The 16,449-nt window shown below is 64.0% G+C and carries 14 protein-coding genes; 10 read left to right on the forward strand and 4 right to left on the reverse strand.

Annotated elements, in window-relative coordinates; genetic code table 11:
- The first annotated feature begins 34 nt into the window (after nucleotides 1-34).
- Nucleotides 35-1,282, forward strand: coding sequence for a metal-dependent hydrolase family protein (locus tag FQ746_RS17360; RefSeq protein WP_144110622.1), 1,248 nt, complete (start codon nucleotides 35-37; stop codon nucleotides 1,280-1,282).
- A 63-nt stretch (nucleotides 1,283-1,345) separates the two neighbouring features.
- Here FQ746_RS17360 and FQ746_RS17365 read toward each other — a convergent pair whose 3' ends face one another.
- Nucleotides 1,346-2,257 (reverse strand): DMT family transporter, encoded by a 912-nt coding sequence (locus FQ746_RS17365; protein ID WP_144110646.1) that lies wholly within the window; start codon nucleotides 2,255-2,257, stop codon nucleotides 1,346-1,348.
- Nucleotides 2,258-2,384: 127 nt separating this feature from the next.
- Here FQ746_RS17365 and FQ746_RS17370 point away from each other — a divergent pair, with 127 nt between their 5' ends.
- Both FQ746_RS17370 and FQ746_RS17375 read left to right on the forward strand, forming a co-directional pair.
- Nucleotides 2,385-3,305, forward strand: a complete 921-nt coding sequence (locus FQ746_RS17370) for a LysR family transcriptional regulator (RefSeq protein ID WP_144110624.1) — start codon at nucleotides 2,385-2,387, stop codon at nucleotides 3,303-3,305.
- A gap of 47 nt (nucleotides 3,306-3,352) precedes the next feature.
- The gene (locus FQ746_RS17375; protein ID WP_144110648.1) at nucleotides 3,353-4,432 is read left to right on the forward strand and encodes an asparaginase; all 1,080 of its coding nucleotides are present in this window, start codon (nucleotides 3,353-3,355) and stop codon (nucleotides 4,430-4,432) included.
- Between the two features lie 32 nt (nucleotides 4,433-4,464).
- Here the strand turns inward: FQ746_RS17375 and FQ746_RS17380 are convergent, their stop codons facing one another.
- The gene (locus FQ746_RS17380) at nucleotides 4,465-5,445 is read right to left on the reverse strand and encodes a chemotaxis protein CheV (RefSeq protein WP_144110626.1); all 981 of its coding nucleotides are present in this window, start codon (nucleotides 5,443-5,445) and stop codon (nucleotides 4,465-4,467) included.
- A 126-nt stretch (nucleotides 5,446-5,571) separates the two neighbouring features.
- Between FQ746_RS17380 and FQ746_RS17385 the strand changes: the two genes are divergently transcribed.
- Entirely contained in the window at nucleotides 5,572-7,293 is a 1,722-nt protein-coding gene (locus FQ746_RS17385) for a tetratricopeptide repeat protein (protein WP_144110628.1), read from the forward strand.
- A gap of 39 nt (nucleotides 7,294-7,332) precedes the next feature.
- Entirely contained in the window at nucleotides 7,333-8,358 is a 1,026-nt protein-coding gene (locus FQ746_RS17390; RefSeq protein ID WP_144110630.1) for an aldo/keto reductase, read from the forward strand.
- Between the two features lie 104 nt (nucleotides 8,359-8,462).
- Here the strand turns inward: FQ746_RS17390 and FQ746_RS17395 are convergent, their stop codons facing one another.
- Nucleotides 8,463-9,206 carry an SDR family oxidoreductase gene (locus FQ746_RS17395; RefSeq protein ID WP_144110632.1) on the reverse strand — a complete coding sequence of 248 codons (744 nt, stop codon included), beginning with the start codon at nucleotides 9,204-9,206 and terminating at the stop codon, nucleotides 8,463-8,465.
- 157 nt (nucleotides 9,207-9,363) lie between these two features.
- On the opposite strand from FQ746_RS17395, the gene FQ746_RS17400 reads away from it, so the two are divergent.
- On the forward strand, nucleotides 9,364-10,266 hold the full coding sequence (locus FQ746_RS17400; protein ID WP_144110634.1) for a LysR family transcriptional regulator: 903 nt from the start codon (nucleotides 9,364-9,366) through the stop codon (nucleotides 10,264-10,266).
- Between the two features lie 110 nt (nucleotides 10,267-10,376).
- A complete protein-coding gene (locus FQ746_RS17405; RefSeq protein WP_144110635.1) occupies nucleotides 10,377-10,718 on the forward strand; it encodes a single-stranded DNA-binding protein in 342 nt (113 codons plus the stop codon).
- On the opposite strand, the gene FQ746_RS17410 is transcribed toward FQ746_RS17405, so the two are convergent.
- A complete protein-coding gene (locus FQ746_RS17410; protein ID WP_144110637.1) occupies nucleotides 10,664-11,614 on the reverse strand; it encodes a LysR family transcriptional regulator in 951 nt (316 codons plus the stop codon). The genes FQ746_RS17405 and FQ746_RS17410 overlap by 55 nt on opposite strands.
- A gap of 109 nt (nucleotides 11,615-11,723) precedes the next feature.
- Between FQ746_RS17410 and FQ746_RS17415 the strand changes: the two genes are divergently transcribed.
- The 3 genes from FQ746_RS17415 (at nucleotide 11,724) to FQ746_RS17425 (ending at nucleotide 16,089) form a co-directional block, all read left to right on the forward strand.
- Nucleotides 11,724-13,499, forward strand: coding sequence for an acyl-CoA dehydrogenase family protein (locus FQ746_RS17415; protein ID WP_144110639.1), 1,776 nt, complete (start codon nucleotides 11,724-11,726; stop codon nucleotides 13,497-13,499).
- A complete protein-coding gene (locus FQ746_RS17420; protein WP_144110641.1) occupies nucleotides 13,496-14,698 on the forward strand; it encodes a CaiB/BaiF CoA transferase family protein in 1,203 nt (400 codons plus the stop codon). Before FQ746_RS17415 ends, FQ746_RS17420 begins: the two co-directional genes overlap by 4 nt.
- A 74-nt stretch (nucleotides 14,699-14,772) precedes the next feature.
- On the forward strand, nucleotides 14,773-16,089 hold the full coding sequence (locus FQ746_RS17425) for an MFS transporter (RefSeq protein WP_144110643.1): 1,317 nt from the start codon (nucleotides 14,773-14,775) through the stop codon (nucleotides 16,087-16,089).
- The last annotated feature ends 360 nt before the right edge of the window (nucleotides 16,090-16,449 follow it).

The raw sequence follows: 16,449 nt of genomic DNA on the forward strand, positions 1-16,449 counted from the left end.
AGCGATTCCCACATTCAGTCAGGAAGAATTTCTCATGAGCATTACGGTAATCAGCGGTGGCAACGTACTCGACCTCGTTCGCGGTGAGTTGCTCGAGCATCATCACGTGGTGATCGAAAACGGTCATATCGTCGAAGTCACCGATCGGCCCGTCGACCTGCCGAATGCCCGCGTGATCGACGCGCGCGGCAAGACGGTCATGCCGGGTCTGATCGACTGTCACGTGCATGTGCTGGCCTCGCGCGCCAACCTCGGCGCGAATGCCGCGCAGCCGAACATTCTGACCGCGATTCGCGCGCTGCCGATTCTCAAGGCGATGCTCGGACGTGGCTTTACCAGCGTGCGCGATGCGGGCGGCGCGGATTGGGGCCTCACGCAAGCGCTGGAAAGCGGCCTGATTCCCGGCCCGCGGATTTTTCCGTCGGGCAAGGCGCTCTCGCAAACCGGCGGTCACGGCGACTTCCGTCCGCGCGGCGACGTGCTCGAACCGTGCTCGTGTGCGTTTCGTGCCGGTGCGATCGCGCGCGTGGTCGACGGCGTGGATGCCGTGCGGCTTGCCGTGCGTGAAGAGATCCAGAAGGGCGCCACGCAGATCAAGATCATGGCGTCCGGCGGCGTGGCTTCGCCGACCGATCCGATCAGCAACACGCAGTACTCCGAGGACGAGATTCGCGCGATCGTCGCCGAGGCCGAGGCCGCGAATACCTACGTGATGGCGCACGCCTACACTGGCCGCGCGATCTCGCGTGCGATCCGTTGCGGCGTGCGCACGATCGAGCACGGCAATCTGGTCGACGAGGCCGCGGCGAAACTGATGCATGAGCACGGCGCATTCGTGGTGCCGACGCTGGTGACCTACGACGCGCTCGCGAAGCATGGCGCGGACTACGGTTTGCCGGCCGACTCGATCGCGAAGATCGAAACCGTGCGGCAGGCCGGGCGCGACTCGCTGCAGATCTATGCGAACGCGGGCGTGCCGATGGGTTTCGGTTCGGACCTGCTGGGCGAAATGCACACGTTCCAGAGCGACGAGTTGCGGATTCGCGCCGATGTGCTCGGCAATCTGGAAGCCTTGCGTTCGGCGACCAGCATCGCCGGCGAGATCGTCGATCCGAATGGGCGGCTGGGCGCGATCAAGGTCGGGGCGATCGCCGACCTGCTGGTGGTGGACGGCAATCCGCTCGCCGATATCGGCGTGCTGACGGGGCAGGGCGAACGTCTGGACTACGTGCTGCAACGCGGTGAAGTCGTCGGCGAACGAGGCACGGTGCTGTCGCGGTGAATGGTTAGCCAGCAATACCCGCGTGGCCCGGCAGAATTCATTCAGGCGGTGCGGCCCACAGACTCAAGCCCGCGCCGCGCTCACTCGCCCCGCACTCCACCGTACCGTCGCGAGAATCGATGCCGCGACGATCAGGCCGCCGCCGACCCAGGCGGCGGTCGTTATCCGCTCGCCTAACCAGAGGCAGGCGAACAGCGCGCCGAACGCCGGTTCGCTGCCCATCAGCAGCGAGACGCGCGTTGGACTGCTGCGTTTGATCGCGAAGTTCTGCGCGAAGAACGCGAACAGCGTGCACGCGAGCACCAGATACGCCACATAGCTCCAGAAACCCGCATGCATGGCGAACGAAGGCGGCGCTTGCCATTGATGCGGCGCGAACAGGATTGCGACGGCGGCGCTTCCGGATGCCACGACACCGGATTGCATCGCCGTGATGGTCAGCGGCGGCAGGGCGGAATCGCGCATCACGCGTTTGGTCACGCACACCATCACTGCGCGCAGCAGCGCGGCGAGCAGAATCAACGCATCGCCGGGGTTCAGGTTCAACGAGCCCGCGCCCGCCAGTAGCCACGCGCCCACCAGCGACAGCGCCACCGCCGCCCATTCGATTGCACCCGGCTTGCGCTTGAGCAGCCACCATTCGACGAGCGGCGTCAGCACCACGCACAGGCTGATCAGAAATGCCGCGTTGGCCGCGCTCGTCAGCAGAATGCCGAAGGTTTCGCACAGAAAAATGCTCAGCAGCAACGCGCCGGTCAGCAGCACGCCGCGCAGCGTGCGCGCGGTCGCGGTGCGCAGATGCCGCAGCGCGGGCGACAGGATCAGGAAAGTCAGCCCGAAGCGCAGCGCGAGCAGACTCAGCACCGGGTAGACCACCAATGCGCTTTTGACGACGCCGTAACTCGTGCCCCATACGACGGCGACCGCCAGCAACATCAGGTCGGACAGCAGGGGTAAGCGCTCCTGTTTCTTCAGCATGACGGACCTCGGGCAAGTAAGCGCCCATTGTCCGGTTTTGCGTCCGGAGTGATAATGCGGTCTCGTCGCACAGCATTTATGTTGCCTGCGCATCAATCTGTTCAACTGGCCGCGAGCTTGCCGCATGACACCCACCGACCTTTTCGCGTTGCTGCCGGACATGGCGGTGTTCGCCCGGGTGGTCGACGCGGGCAATTTCTCGGTGGCGGCGCGCCAGTTGGGGAGCACGCCGTCCACCGTGAGCCGCCAGATCAAGCGGCTCGAAGACGCGTTGGCCACGCGCCTGCTCGAACGGTCCACGCGGACCGTGCGCGTGACGGAATCCGGCGCGCAGGTCGCGCGGTTTTGCCGCGATATGGTGAGCGCCGCGTCGGGCGCGGTCGATGCCGCCGGTCAACTGGCCAGCAAGCCGCAAGGCAAGGTCAGCGTGAGCGCGCCCACGGCATTCGCGAAGACCGTGATTCACCCGCTGATTCCCGGCTTCCTGCAAGCGTACGAGGAAGTCGACCTGCAACTTCGCTTCACCGACGACGACATCGACCCGCTCGCCGACGACATCGATCTCGTGATTCGCGTCACGGAGCATCCGCCACCCGGTCTCGCGGGTCGGCGGCTGGGTTCCGTGCGCTGGCTGATGGTGGCATCGCCCGCGTATCTGGAGGCGCATGGCGTGCCTGCGGCGCCGCGCGATCTGCTGAAGCACGACTGTCTGTATCTGGGCGAGACCGTCGACGACAACCGTTGGCGCTTGCGTCGCGGCACGGAGACGCAGAGCGTCGATGTGAAGGGTCGCTATATTGCCAACCATGCCGGGGCGCGACTCGAGGCCGCGCAACAAGACCTCGGTATTGCGAGCGTGCCGGAGTTTGCCGCCATGGCCGCGCTGCAGCGCGGGGAACTGGTCGAGGTCCTCCCGGACTGGAAACTCGAAGCGCGCGCCTACATCGGCACGGTCTGGCTGCTATATCCGCCGAACCGGTTTTTGCCGCAGAAAGTGCGAGTCCTGATCGATTACCTCGCCGGGCATCTTCAGGAACGCGCATGAATATCGAACACACCCAGACCCATGCAGAACCCACGGAGAACACCCGCATGACCCATTCGCACGGCACCCGAGCCGTCGCCGTCACGAGCTATCGCGGCGACGCCATCGAAAACACGTATCTGGCGCACGTCGCCGTCGTGGATGCGAGCGGACGCCTGCTGCATTCGTTCGGCGACCCTTCGCGGATGACGCTCGCCCGTTCCGCGGCCAAGCCGGCGCAAGCGCTGGCGATCGTGGAAACGGGCGCGCTCGAGCGCTTCGGTTTCGACGAAGCGGACCTGGCGTTGATGTGTGCGTCGCATAGCAGCGAGCCGCGTCATATCGAGCGTGCCCGGCAGATGCTGGCGAAGGCGCAGGCGAGCGAAGCCGATCTGCGTTGCGGCGGCCATCCGCCCTTATCGGATGCGGTGTACGTGGACTGGTTGAAGCGCGACTTCAAGCCGGGCGCGGTGTGCAGCAACTGCTCGGGTAAGCATGCCGGCATGCTGGCCGGCGCGCGTTCCATCGGTGCGGCGCTCGCCGGTTACGAACTGCCTGAGCATCCGTTGCAAACGCGTGTGAAGCACACGGTGGCGAGCGTCTGCGATCTGCCCGACGACGGCGTGCATTGGTCCACCGACGGCTGCAATCTGCCGACGCCCGCTTTTCCGCTGGACCGGCTGGCGCGCCTGTTCGCCAAACTGGCCGCCGGTGAGGACGCGGTAGAGGCGGGCGCTGCCGTCGAACCGCGCACGGCGGCACTCGCACGTATCTATCGCGCGATGACCGGCTACCCGGAACTGGTCGCAGGCGACGGACGTTTCTGCACGCAGTTGATGCAGGCGTTCGACGGCACGCTGGTGGGGAAGGTTGGCGCGGAGGGCAGCTATGCGATCGGCGTACGCGCGTCGCAGCAAACCGCACAGGCGGGCGCCGAAGGCGCGCTCGGTATCGCGGTGAAGATGGAAGACGGCAACGTCGCGATGCTGTATGCCGTCGTCGCCGAGGTACTGGCGGTGCTCGATATCGGCACCGCTGCGCAGCGCGCGGCACTCGATGCCTTTCATGCGCCCACCATGCGCAACACGATGGGCGTGGAAACGGGCCGGCTGGCGTTCTCGGTCGCGCTCGAGCGCGCCGCCGGGTGACGTTTTCCAAATAACGTTTTCTAAACGGCTTTCTAGACCGCCATCTCCGCCACCGCGGCGCCTTTGAGCGCGCCGCGAATCGCATCCGCCAGCTCGGAAGCCGCGAACTTCGCGACATAACCGTTCGCGCCGGCGTTTTTCACATGCGCCTCGTTGGCCGCGCCCGTGAGCGACGAATGGATGATGACCGGGATGTCCCGGGTCCGCTCGTCCGCCTTGATCTGGCGGGTCAGCATGAAGCCGTCCATCTCCGGCATTTCCAGGTCGGTCAGCACCAGCGCAATGCTGTCGCTCGCGCGGGCACCTTTTGCCTGCGCGTCGCTCGCGACCTGTTGCAAGGTGCGCCACGCTTCTTCGCCGGTTTTGGTCATGACGTAGTCCGCGCCGATCGCGCTCAACGCCTCTTCGATCAGCTTGCGCGCGAATCCCGAGTCGTCCGCCGCGAGAATCTTCGCGCCGCGGCGGATGCCCAACGCTTCGCCCACCGAACCCGGTTCCACACCTTGATGCTGCGACGGAAACACGTCGCGCAACACCTGCTCGACGTCGATGACTTGCGCGAGGCGCGATTCGCCGGTATTGCCGTCGATGCGGGCGATGCTCGTCACCAGATTGCCGCCGGCAGTGCCTTCGGCCGACAGCACCTGGTTCCATTCCAGCCGCACGATATCGTCGACTTCCTCGACCGCGAACGCCTGCGTCGAGCGGGCGAATTCCGTCACCAGCAGGATGTTCAGACCGCGCGTGGGCTCGCAGCCCATCAGCCTCGGCAGATCGATCACCGGGATGATCTGCCCGCGAATATCCACCGCGCCCATGACGAACGGCGACGATCCCGCGATCGGCGTGACCGGCGGCATGGTCGATATCTCGCGCACCTTGAAGACATTGATGCCGTAGAGCTCGTGCGCATCGCTGTCCGGCACCGAGCCGAGGCGGAACAGCAGCAGTTCGAACTTGTTCGAACTCGTCAGATTGGTGCGTTCGTCATTGGCGCGATGATCGGCTGCCATCGAATCTCTCCGTTGTTATGGGTGCCGGCGTGGGCCCGATTTCCTTGTTATCGGCGCGGGTGCCGAAAAATTGAGCGCATTCGGCGATAATCGGCGGTCTCCTTGCGCCTTTCTCCGCCTCGCCTTATGAGCAAACCCGCCAATCTCCCGCAGCAGTTGGACCACATGCTCCGGCAAGCCGTCGCACTGCAGCAGAACGGCGCGCTCGTCGAGGCCGAAGAGCTTTACCGCGAGATGCTCGAACTCAAGCCGCGCCATGCCGACGCGCTGCAATTGCTCGGCGCGCTCGCGTTGCAGTCGGGACGATTGCCGGAAGCGGTCGAACTGCTCAGAAAGTCGCTCGCCGTCAACCCGAGACAGGCGCCGGTTCATTCGAACCTGGCCTACGCACTGAACGCCCTGCAACGCTTCGCCGAAGCCCTCGCCTGCGCGGATCGGGCACTCGCGCTGCAAGCGGGTTTCGTCGATGCGCTGAACAATCGCGGCAATGCGCTGGCGGGCTTGAACCGGCCGGCCGACGCGCTCGGCAGTTTCGATCGCGCTATCGCCGTGCGGCCGGCCTTCGTGCAAGCCTGGAACAATCGCGCCTGCGTATTGCGCGACCTCGGCCGTCCCGCCGATGCACTCGCCAGTTGCGATCACGCGCTGGCCTTGCAGCCGGACTATGCGGACGCCTGGAGTAATCGTGGCAACGCTCTTAGCGATATGAATCTGCCGCAGGATGCCGAGCGCAGTTATCGGCGTGCGCTCGAAATTGCGCCGGCGTTTGCGGATGCCTGGAACAATCTCGGCCTCACGCAAATCGATCTCGGTCAGCAAGCAGAAGCGTTGTCGAGTTACGAGCATGCGCTCGCTGTGAACCCGGCGGCAGCGGAGACGCATTGGAACGAATCGCTGTGTCTGTTGCAGATGGGGCAGTTCGAAGCCGGCTGGCGAAAATACGAGTGGCGTTGGGAGCGCGCGCGAATCAGGTCCAGCCGACGAAGTTTTCCGCAGCCGCTCTGGCTCGGCGATTTTCCGCTGCAAGGCAAGACGATTCTGCTGCACGCCGAACAGGGCCTCGGCGATACGCTGCAGTTTTGCCGGTACGCCGCGCAGGTCTCCCGACTCGGCGCGAAGGTCGTGCTCGAAGTGCCGCCGGAGTTACTGCGATTGATGTCCACGCTCGAAGGTGTGGACCAGTTGATCGAAGCGGGTCGACCCTTGCCGCCGTTCGACTGTCATTGCCCGTTGTTGAGTCTGCCGCTCGCGCTGGGAACGGACCTCGCGAACATTCCGTCGACGACGCCTTATCTGTTCGCTCGAGCCGGTGCCGTCGACGAATGGCGCAACCGTATCGATGCCGAAGCATCGGGTCGCGTGAAAGTCGGTCTCGTGTGGGCCGGCGGTAACCGGCCGCATGTCGCCGAGTTGCGCAAGAACGATGCGCGCCGCTCGATCACATTCGAACGGCTGGCGCCGATTCTCGATGTGCCGAACCTGCGGTTTTACAGCCTGCAAAAAGGGCCTGCCGCCAATCAGCTCGCGGATGCCGGCGCCGCGTCGAAGGTCATCGATCACACCGACGCACTGCATGATTTCGCCGACACGGCGGCGTTGGTCGCCAATCTCGATCTGGTGATTTCAGTCGACACGTCCACCGCGCATCTGGCCGGCGCGCTCGGCAAACCGGTGTGGATTCTGAATCGCTTCGACACCTGCTGGCGCTGGATGCTGGAGCGCAGCGATTCTCCGTGGTACCCGTCGGCGACTTTATTCAGGCAACCCGCACTCGGCGATTGGGACAGCGTCATCGACGCCCTGCGATGCGCGCTGGCCGACACGATCGGTGCGACCCGCGTAGACTGAACCTCCTTTTATCGACGGCCAAACTACGGAGAAGCAGCAATGGAATATCGACATCTGGGTGCATCCGGTTTCAAGGTGCCGGTACTGAGTTTCGGTACCGGCACGTTCGGCGGCAAGGGCGAATTTTTTCAGGCGTGGGGCGCCACCGACGTGGCCGAAGCACGGCGTCTGATCGATGTCTGCTTCGATGCGGGCGTCACGATGTTCGACACGGCGGACATTTATTCAGCCGGCGCATCCGAATCCGTGCTGGGCGAAGCGCTAAAGGGCAAGCGTGACCGGGCGATCATCTCGACCAAAGCCACCTTCCGTTTCGACGACGGCCCGAACAACGTCGGCTCGTCGCGCTTTCACCTGATCCAGGCAGTCGACGCGGCGCTCAAGCGCTTGCAAACCGATTACATCGACCTGTTCCAGCTACACGGTTTCGACGCGAGAACCCCGGTGGCCGAAGTGTTGTCGACGCTCGACGACCTCGTGCGGGCCGGCAAGATCCGCTATACGGGCGTGTCGAATTTTTCCGGCTGGCATCTGATGAAATCGCAGGACGTGGCCGACCGTTATGGCTATCCGCGCTATGTCGCGAACCAGACTTACTACTCACTGGTGGGCCGCGACTACGAGTGGGAGTTGATGCCGCTCGGCGCGGATCAGGGCGTGGGCGCGGTGGTGTGGAGTCCGCTCGGTTGGGGACGGCTCACCGGCAAGATCAAACGCGGCCAACCGTTGCCCGATTCGAGCCGCCTGCATACGACCGCGGACAAGGGCCCGCCGGTGTCCGACGAACATCTGTTCCGCGTGCTCGACGCAATCGACGAGATTGCCGAAGAAACCGGCAAGACGGTGCCGCAAATCGCGCTGAACTGGATCTTGCAGCGGCCGACGGTATCCACGGTGTTGATCGGCGCGCGCAATGAGGAACAGTTGCGTCAGAACCTCGGCGCGGTAGGCTGGAATCTGACGCCCGAGCAGGTGGCGAAACTGGACGCGGCGAGCGCGGTGCGGCCGGCGTATCCGTACTGGCATCAGGAAGGATTTGAAGAGCGCAATCCCAAGGCGGTTTGAGGTAAGCGTGAGTCGTTGAAGAAAATCCCGCTCCGGTCCCCGTGGTAGAGGAGGCCGCCGGAGCGGTGCGCTGGATGCACGGCCTTCATGCTGCAGCGCTCTGACTACGCAAGCCCCCCGTTCGCCCGCAACACCTGTCCGTTCACCCAGCCTGCGTCCGGTCCCGCGAGAAACGACACCACCGACGCGATATCGTCGGGCTGCCCCAGCCTTTGCAGCGGCGGCATGTTCGAGAACGTCTTGATCTGCTCATCTGTCTTGCCGTCGAGAAACAGCGATGTCGCAACCGGTCCCGGCGCGACCGCGTTCACCGTGATATTCCGGCCGCGCAGTTCCTTTGCGAACACATGCGTGAACGCTTCCACCGCGGCCTTCGTCGCGTTGTAGATTGCGTATCCCGGCATGTTCAGCGCGAGCGTGGTGCTCGAGAAATTGACGATGCGGCCGCCGTCGTTCATGCGGCCGGCGGCTTCGCGCAATGTGTTGAAGGTGCCGCGCACGTTGATGCCGAAGGTCTGGTCGTACAGCGCATCGCTCGTCTCGGCGAGGGGCAGCATTTTCAGCACGCCTGCGTTGTTGACCAGCACATCCACCTTGCCGAGTTGCTTTTCGGTGATGTCGAACAGGCGGCGGACGTCGTCCGGATTCGCCACGTCCGCTTTCACTGCGATCGCATGGCCACCGCCTGCTTTGAGTTCGGCGACGAGCGCGTCGGCTTCGGTCGCGCTCGACGCATAGTTGATGACCACTGCAAGACCGTCTTTGGCGAGGCGCTGCGCCACGGCGGCACCGATGCCGCGCGATGCGCCGGTAACGATAGCGACGCGGGTGCGGGAAGCTGTATTCATGGTTCGTTTCCTTGACTGAAATGGATGGAGATTGGTTGGATGAAACGAATCATGCCCGCTTTCTTCGTCGGGATAATCGGGTTAGACTCACCATCATCATTTCATTTGCTTTAACAATAGCGGCTTTTAGCGCCGCCTGAGCCCCAAGACGCCAGCCATGGACCGCTTCGAAGAAATGCGTGTTTTCGTGCGAATCGCCGAGCGCCAGAGCTTCACCCGCGCATCGGACGACCTGCAGATTCCGCGCGCCACCGTCACCAATCTGATGAAGCGCATGGAGCAGCGGCTCGGCGCACGGCTGCTCGAGCGTACGACACGTACGGTTCGCCTCACGCACGACGGCGAAGCGTATTACCGCCGCTGCGTGCGGCTCATTGCCGATATGGAAGACGCGGAAGGCTCGTTTTCCAATCGCGCGCCGAAGGGTTTGTTGAGAGTGAATCTGCAGGGCACGCTCGCGCGGTACTTCGTGGTGCCCGAGTTGCCGGCGTTTCTCGCGCGCTTTCCCGAGATCGAACTGACCATCGGCGAAGACGACCGCTTCGTCGATCTCGTGCGCGAAGGCGTCGATTGCGTGTTGCGGGCGGGCAATCTGCAGGACTCGTCGATGGTCGGCCGGCGCGTCGCGCAACTGCGTCAGGTGACCGTGGCGAGTCCGGCCTATCTCGCGGCGTTCGGCGAGCCGACCGATCTCGCGTCGCTGGCCGGCCATCGCGCGGTGAACTACGTGTCGAGCGCGACCGGCAAACCGGTGCCGCTGGAATTCCGTATCGACGATCGCGATACCACACTGGTGTTGCCCTCGGCCGTCGCGGTCACCGGGACCGAGATCTACACCGGCGCAGCGGTGGCTGGCCTCGGCATCGTGCAGGTGCCACGCTACCGCGTCGAAAACGAACTGGGCGCGGGGCGTCTGAAGATCATCCTCGGCGATTTTCCGCCGCCGCCCATGCCGGTTTCCGTGCTGTATCCGCAGAACCGTCAGTTGTCGTCACGCGTGCGCGTGTTTGCGCAATGGCTGGGCGAGATCTTCGAAGCCGCTGCCGCGCGCACGGGTTAGGGCAGTCGCAAGCCGCGCGTGTGGGATCATACGCGGCGTGCCGCGGCGACCGCGCCGCGCTCGCGTCGGTATGACGACAGCGACAACAGGAAACACGAAGGAGCAGGGCGATGATCGATGGACTGGTGGGCGGGCGCCTGTATGGCGAGGCGCAGATTCGCACGGGGCAGAACGGCAGGCGGTTCGTCACCTGCAAGGTGCGCGCGGCGACCAACGACGGCGATACGCTGTTCGTCAACGTCATCGCTTTCGACGACGACGTGCAGAGCGCGCTGCTCGCGCTGAGCGACGCCGATAGCGTGAGCCTGAGCGGCGCGCTGACGCCGAAGGTGTGGACCGACAAGAATGGGCTCGTCAAACCGGCGGTGGATATGGTGGCGCACAAAGTATTGAGCGTTTATGACGGCCGCCGCGCAGAGGGTCGTGACGACGGCCGTGACGACGACGCTTGAGGCGGCTTGACCTGCTCGCCGCCGGCGTCCTTCAGATAATCGACGAAACGCTCGGCCAGCGGTTCCGCATCGCCGCTGCGGCGCAACAGCAGGACTTGCGATAGGAGGGTTTCGCCACGCAGCGGCAGGAAACACACCCGCGGGTCCTGCACTTTGCGCAGCGTGTACGGCACTAGCGCGACGCCCATGCCGAAGCCGACCATCGTCACGACGGTTTGCCACAAACGCGCTTCGTGGCGGATCAACGGACTGAAGCCGGCGCTCACGCACTGCGCGATGATCAGATCGTGATAATGCGGCGACACCGTGCGCGGAAACAGAATGAAGGGCTCCTGCGCGAGCGCCTGCAAGTCGATCCGGCGCTTCTTCGCAAGCGGATGATGGACCGGCAGGCAGCACAGAAACGGCTCGGAAAACATCGGCGTGGACACTACGTCTGCGGGAAAATTGCCCCAATGCGCGTAGCCCATATCGATCTGCATGCGCTGGATGGCCTGCACCTGCTCGCTGGTGTTCATCTCCTTCAGCACGATTTCGACGCCCGGGTAGTCGGTCTCGAAACGGCTCACGGCTTGCGGCATGCCGCGATACAGCATCGAATTCACGAAGCCGATGCGCAAACGTCCTGCCAAACCGTCGGCCGACCGAACCGTGATGCGCTCGACCTCGCTCGCCTGCAGCAACAAACGCTGCGCCTCGCCGAGCAGCACCTGACCGGCATTCGTCAACGCCACGCTCTTGTTGGTGCGCGCGAGCAACTGCACGCCGAGTTGCTCTTCGAACTTGCGGATGTCGAAACTGAGCGCCGGTTGCGAAATAAACAGACGCCTGGCCGCGCGGCCGAAGTGCAACTCTTCGGCGACCGCCACGAAATAGCGCAATTGCTTCAGATCCACCGTCGTCTCCTGATCCTTTATCGATAAGCTGCGTCTATCGTACCGGATATAAGTTGTATTAGACGATTATCGAACGCGCTTCTATGCTCCTTCCACCAAGGAGACACGCATGAGCGAAACGCGCGAAATCAATACGCAGCCGGTACACGGCTCGGCCAACATCCCCGATAGCCGGGGCATCAACTTCTTCGCGAGCGATCCGGACTTTGCCGGGCTGCTCAAACTGCATCTGGGCGACACGCTTTATCAGGAACTCGAAAGTCAGCTCGTTTCCCTGGGCCAGCGCGCCTCCGACGAACTCGATATCTGGGCACTCTCCGCGGACAAGAACCCGCCGCAATTGCGGCAACGCACGCGCCGCGGCGAAGCGCTGCAGAGCATCGACAAACACCCCGACTATGTCGCGCTGGAACGCGTCGCTTACGCCGAGTTAGGGCTCGCGGCGATGAGCCACGAGACGCCCGAAGGCGGCCGGAAGTTGCCGCCGCTCGTTAAATACGCGCTGACCTTCCTGTTCGTGCAGGCGGAATTCGGCCTGTGCTGCCCGGTGAGCATGACCGATTCGCTCACGCGAACCTTGCGCAAATTCGGCGCGCCCGAACTGGTCGCGCGGTTTCTGCCGATGCTCGCGTCGCGCGATTTCGACACGCTGTTCCAGGGCGCGATGTTCATGACGGAACAGGCGGCGGGTTCCGACGTGGCCCGTATTGCGACGCGTGCCGCGCTCGACACTGCTGCGGACGGCACCCAAACCTGGCGCCTGTACGGCGACAAATGGTTCTGCTCGAATGCGGACGCGGATCTCGCGATGGTGCTGGCGCGCCCGGACGGCGCGGCCGAAGGCATCAACGGGCTCGCGCTGTTTCTGTTGCCGAAGACTCTGCCGGATGGCTCGCGTAATCACTACCAGATCGTCCGTCTGAAGGACAAATTGGGCAGCCGCTCGATGGCGAGCGGCGAGATCGTGCTGGATGGCGCGCACGCGTATCTGATCGGCGAAGTCGGCCGCGGTTTTCATCAGATGGCCGACATGATCAACATGTCGCGGCTGTCGAACGGTGTGCGCGCCGCCGGCCTGATGCGTCGTGCGCTGACCGAAGCGCTGCACATCGCGCGAAACCGCGAAGCGTTCGGCCGCAAGCTGATCGACATGCCGTTGATGCAGCGTCAATTGCTGAAGATGATGTTGCCGGCCGAACAGGCGCGCTCGATGTTCATGCAGATCGCGCTGCTGCTCGAGCAGGCCGACGCCGGCGATCGTCAGGCCGCGAAGTGCGTGCGTATCCTCACGCCGTTGATCAAGTTCCGCGCGTGCCGCGACGCCCGTCGCGTGACAGGCGATGCGATGGAAGTGCGCGGCGGCACCGGCTATATCGAAGAGTGGAGCGACGCGCGCCTCGTGCGCGATGCGCACCTCGGTTCCATCTGGGAAGGCACCAGCAACATCGTCGCGCTGGATATCGCGCGCGCGGCGAAACGCGACGGCGCGCTCGAACCGTTGCGCGGCTATCTGCTCGATCGCCTCGGTGCCGCGGGTCTGCCGGCGGCGAGTCTCGCACTGCTGCGCTCGACCCTGACGCGGGCTTGCGACGCGCTGGCAAGCGTGGCCGAAGCGGGCCGCGACGAAGACGTACGGCAAGCGGGCACGGCGCTGTATCACGCGACGACGGCCGTGCTGATGGCGTGCGAAGGCGTGCGGCTCGCACCCGATTACCGGCGTCTCGCGCTCGCTCATCTGGTGTTGCGGCACAAACTGTTGCCCGTCGATCCGCTGGCGCTGGGCACGTCGGCGAACGAACGCAGCGTGAGCGCGGCATTGGTGGGCGGACAGACGGTATCGCTCGATCAGGCCTTGCAGTTGTTGCCGGCAGGGAGCGCCGCATGAGCGCCGCTGCGACCCCGCAAAAGCGCGGTGCGCTCGACGGCATCAAGGTCGTCGACCTTAGTCGCGTGCTCGGCGGCCCTTACTGCACGCAGGCGCTCGCCGATCACGGCGCGCAGGTGATCAAGCTCGAACCGCCCGATGGTGACGAAACGCGTGGCTGGGGTCCGCCGTTCTACGGCGATACCGCGTGGTACTTCGCGGGCGTGAATCGCAACAAGCAGGGCATTGCGGTCGATCTCTCGCGCGACGAAGGGCGCGCGATCCTGTGGAAGCTGCTGGAAGAGGCCGACGTGCTCGTCGAAAACTTCAAGCCCGGCACGCTCGCGCGCTGGGGCATGGACTACGAGCGCGATCTGCGTGGCCGTTTTCCGCGACTGATTCACTGCGCGGTGTCGGGCTTCGGCGCCGACGGTCCGCTCGGCGGCTTGCCGGGTTACGACGCGGCCATCCAGGCGATGACCGGGCTGATGAGTGTGAACGGCGAGCATGACGGACCGGCGCTGCGTGTCGGCTTGCCGGTGGTCGACATGGTGACCGGACTGAATGCGCTCGCCGGCATTCTGCTCGCGCTGGCGGAGCGTGCTTCGAGCGGGCAGGGACAGTCGATCGATATCGCGCTTTACGATTGCGGCGTGTCCTTGCTGCACCCGCACTTGCCCAACTATTTCGGCTCGGGGCGTACCCCGCAGCGTAGCGGCAATGCGCATCCGAACATCACGCCCTACGACAGTTATCGCACGGCCAGCACGCCGATTTTTCTGGCGGTCGGCAACGACCGGCAGTTTGCGAAACTGTGCGCGCATCTCGGCGCACCGGAACTCGCGGACGACCCGCGCTATGTCGACAATCGCAGCCGCTGCGCGCATCGAGAAGAATTGAAGGCGGCACTCGAAGCACGGCTTGCCGCGCATGACTGCGAGCCGCTTGCCGAAGCATTGATCCGTGCGGGCGTACCGTGCGGACCGGTGCAAACCGTCGATGTGGTTGCGCGGCATCCGCATACCTTGCATCGCGGCATGGTGATCGAGATGGGCGAGTATCGCGGCACGGCGTCGCCGATCAAGTTGTCGCGTACGCCGGCGACTTACCGGAGCGCGCCGCCTGCGCTCGGCGGCGATACCCGCGACGTGCTGAACGGTTTGGGTATCGACGCGGCCACCCAGCAGCGATTGTTCGAAGCCGGCGTGCTGAGGGCCTAGCGATTCGAAGGCAGTTTTTCGGCGACGGCACACAGAAGCCGCGCCATCCATAACCAGGATCAGGAGACACCGACATGACCCGTGACGCAGACGATCACAGCCCGGCCAGCCAGCCGACCCGCGCCGCGGCGGCGGCTTTTGTGGGCACCACGATCGAGTGGTACGACTTTTATATCTACGCGACCGCTTCGGCGCTGATTTTCGGCAAGCTGTTCTTTCCGGGCAGCGATCCGTTTTTCGGCACGCTGGCTTCGTTCGGCACGTTTGCGGTGGGCTTTTTCGCCAGACCGTTCGGCGGACTGGTGTTCGGCCATCTCGGCGACCGCATCGGCCGGAAGAAGGCGCTCGTCGCCACGCTGGCGATCATGGGGATCGGCACGGTGGGGATTGGTTTTCTGCCGACGTATGCGAGCGCCGGTATCTGGGCGCCGGTGTTGCTGGTGCTGCTGCGGGTCGCGCAGGGCATCGCGATGGGTGGCGAATGGGGCGGCGCGGTGTTGATGGCGAGCGAGCATGCGCCTGAGGGGCGACGGACTTTTTTCGCTTCTTTCGCGCAGTTGGGGAGTCCGGCGGGGTTGATCCTGTCGTTGCTGGCGTTTCGCTGGGTGGCTTCCATGGATAAGGAAGCGTTTTTCAGTTGGGGATGGCGCTTGCCGTTTATTGCGAGCGCATTGTTGCTGGTGGTAGGCCTGCTGATTCGTGCGGGGGTCGACGAGTCGCCGGAGTTCAAGGCGCTCAAGGCCCAGCGGCAAGTGGCGGCGTTACCGGTCGTCGAGGTCGTGCGCGATGCGTGGCGGACCTTGTTGTTGTGTCTGGGTGCCAATGTGATTGGCGTCGCGGGGGCGTGGTTCGTCAATACGTTCATGCTGAGTTATACGACGCAGACGCTCGGGCTCGATCGTGGGTTGATTCTGGATTGTCTGTTCGTGGTTGCGTTCGTGCAGTTGTTGACCCAGCTGGGGGCTGGGTGGTTTGCTCAGCGGGTGGGGACGGGGCGGTTCCTGAAGGGGGCTGCTGCGTTGGCGATGTTATCGCCTTATCCGATGTTTGCTTTGGTGTCGACGGGGAGGCCGTTGGCGATCGTTGTCGGGGTTGCTATTGCCGTGATGTGTATGTCCAGTTCTTATGCGGTGATGGCCGGGTTCATGTCGACCGCGTTTCCCGTGCGGGTCAGGTATTCGGCGATTTCGCTTTCTTATCAGGTTTGTGCCGCTGTGGCGGGTGGGTTGACGCCTTTGGTGGGGACGCTGCTCGCGCATCGGTATCCGGGGGATTGGTGGCCTCTGGCGGTTTTTTATAGTTTTCTGGCTGGGGTTTCGTTGGTTTGTATTTCTGTTTTGGGGCGGAGGAGGGGGAGGGAGGCGGTGGCCACTGTTGTTGCGGGGGGATAAAGGGTTGGTCGTTGCACTGGGCTGCTTTTTCGTTGCACTGGCTTTTTGGCCTTTCCTTGATTTGTTAGTGGTCTATTAGCGTTCCCCCTGTGCGGGGGGGCACTTACTTCTCTTTGCCGCCGCAAAGAGAAGTAAGCAAGAGAAAGCGGCTCACACCGCTAAGGAAGGTCTGCAAAACCCGTTTTCTGCGCGTGGGCTGTTTGCAGCGCGTGCCACTACATTGCAAACATGCTGCGGCGCTGGTCATAGGTTTTGATTCGGCCGTGTGATTCACGTTTGCCCGCGCATGAGGCCGCCCACGCCCTCGCGTTTCACGCTTTGAGCAATTGCTTGCGTGCCATCCACAGGTTACCCAGTGCA

Origin of the sequence: Paraburkholderia sp. BCC1886, from assembly GCF_900996245.1 — a bacterium.
Classification (GTDB): Bacteria; Pseudomonadota; Gammaproteobacteria; order Burkholderiales; family Burkholderiaceae; genus Paraburkholderia.

Bases quoted from the DNA above. Each gene is read 5' to 3' on its own strand.
- FQ746_RS17360 (WP_144110622.1), top strand. From the start codon at position 35: ATGAGCATTACGGTAATCAGCGGTGGCAACGTACTCGACCTCGTTCGC.
- FQ746_RS17370 (WP_144110624.1), top strand. From the start codon at position 2,385: ATGACACCCACCGACCTTTTCGCGTTGCTGCCGGACATGGCGGTGTTC.
- FQ746_RS17375 (WP_144110648.1), top strand. From the start codon at position 3,353: ATGACCCATTCGCACGGCACCCGAGCCGTCGCCGTCACGAGCTATCGC.
- FQ746_RS17380 (WP_144110626.1), bottom strand. From the start codon at position 5,445: ATGGCAGCCGATCATCGCGCCAATGACGAACGCACCAATCTGACGAGT.
- FQ746_RS17385 (WP_144110628.1), top strand. From the start codon at position 5,572: ATGAGCAAACCCGCCAATCTCCCGCAGCAGTTGGACCACATGCTCCGG.
- FQ746_RS17390 (WP_144110630.1), top strand. From the start codon at position 7,333: ATGGAATATCGACATCTGGGTGCATCCGGTTTCAAGGTGCCGGTACTG.
- FQ746_RS17395 (WP_144110632.1), bottom strand. From the start codon at position 9,206: ATGAATACAGCTTCCCGCACCCGCGTCGCTATCGTTACCGGCGCATCG.
- FQ746_RS17400 (WP_144110634.1), top strand. From the start codon at position 9,364: ATGGACCGCTTCGAAGAAATGCGTGTTTTCGTGCGAATCGCCGAGCGC.
- FQ746_RS17405 (WP_144110635.1), top strand. From the start codon at position 10,377: ATGATCGATGGACTGGTGGGCGGGCGCCTGTATGGCGAGGCGCAGATT.
- FQ746_RS17415 (WP_144110639.1), top strand. From the start codon at position 11,724: ATGAGCGAAACGCGCGAAATCAATACGCAGCCGGTACACGGCTCGGCC.
- FQ746_RS17420 (WP_144110641.1), top strand. From the start codon at position 13,496: ATGAGCGCCGCTGCGACCCCGCAAAAGCGCGGTGCGCTCGACGGCATC.
- FQ746_RS17425 (WP_144110643.1), top strand. From the start codon at position 14,773: ATGACCCGTGACGCAGACGATCACAGCCCGGCCAGCCAGCCGACCCGC.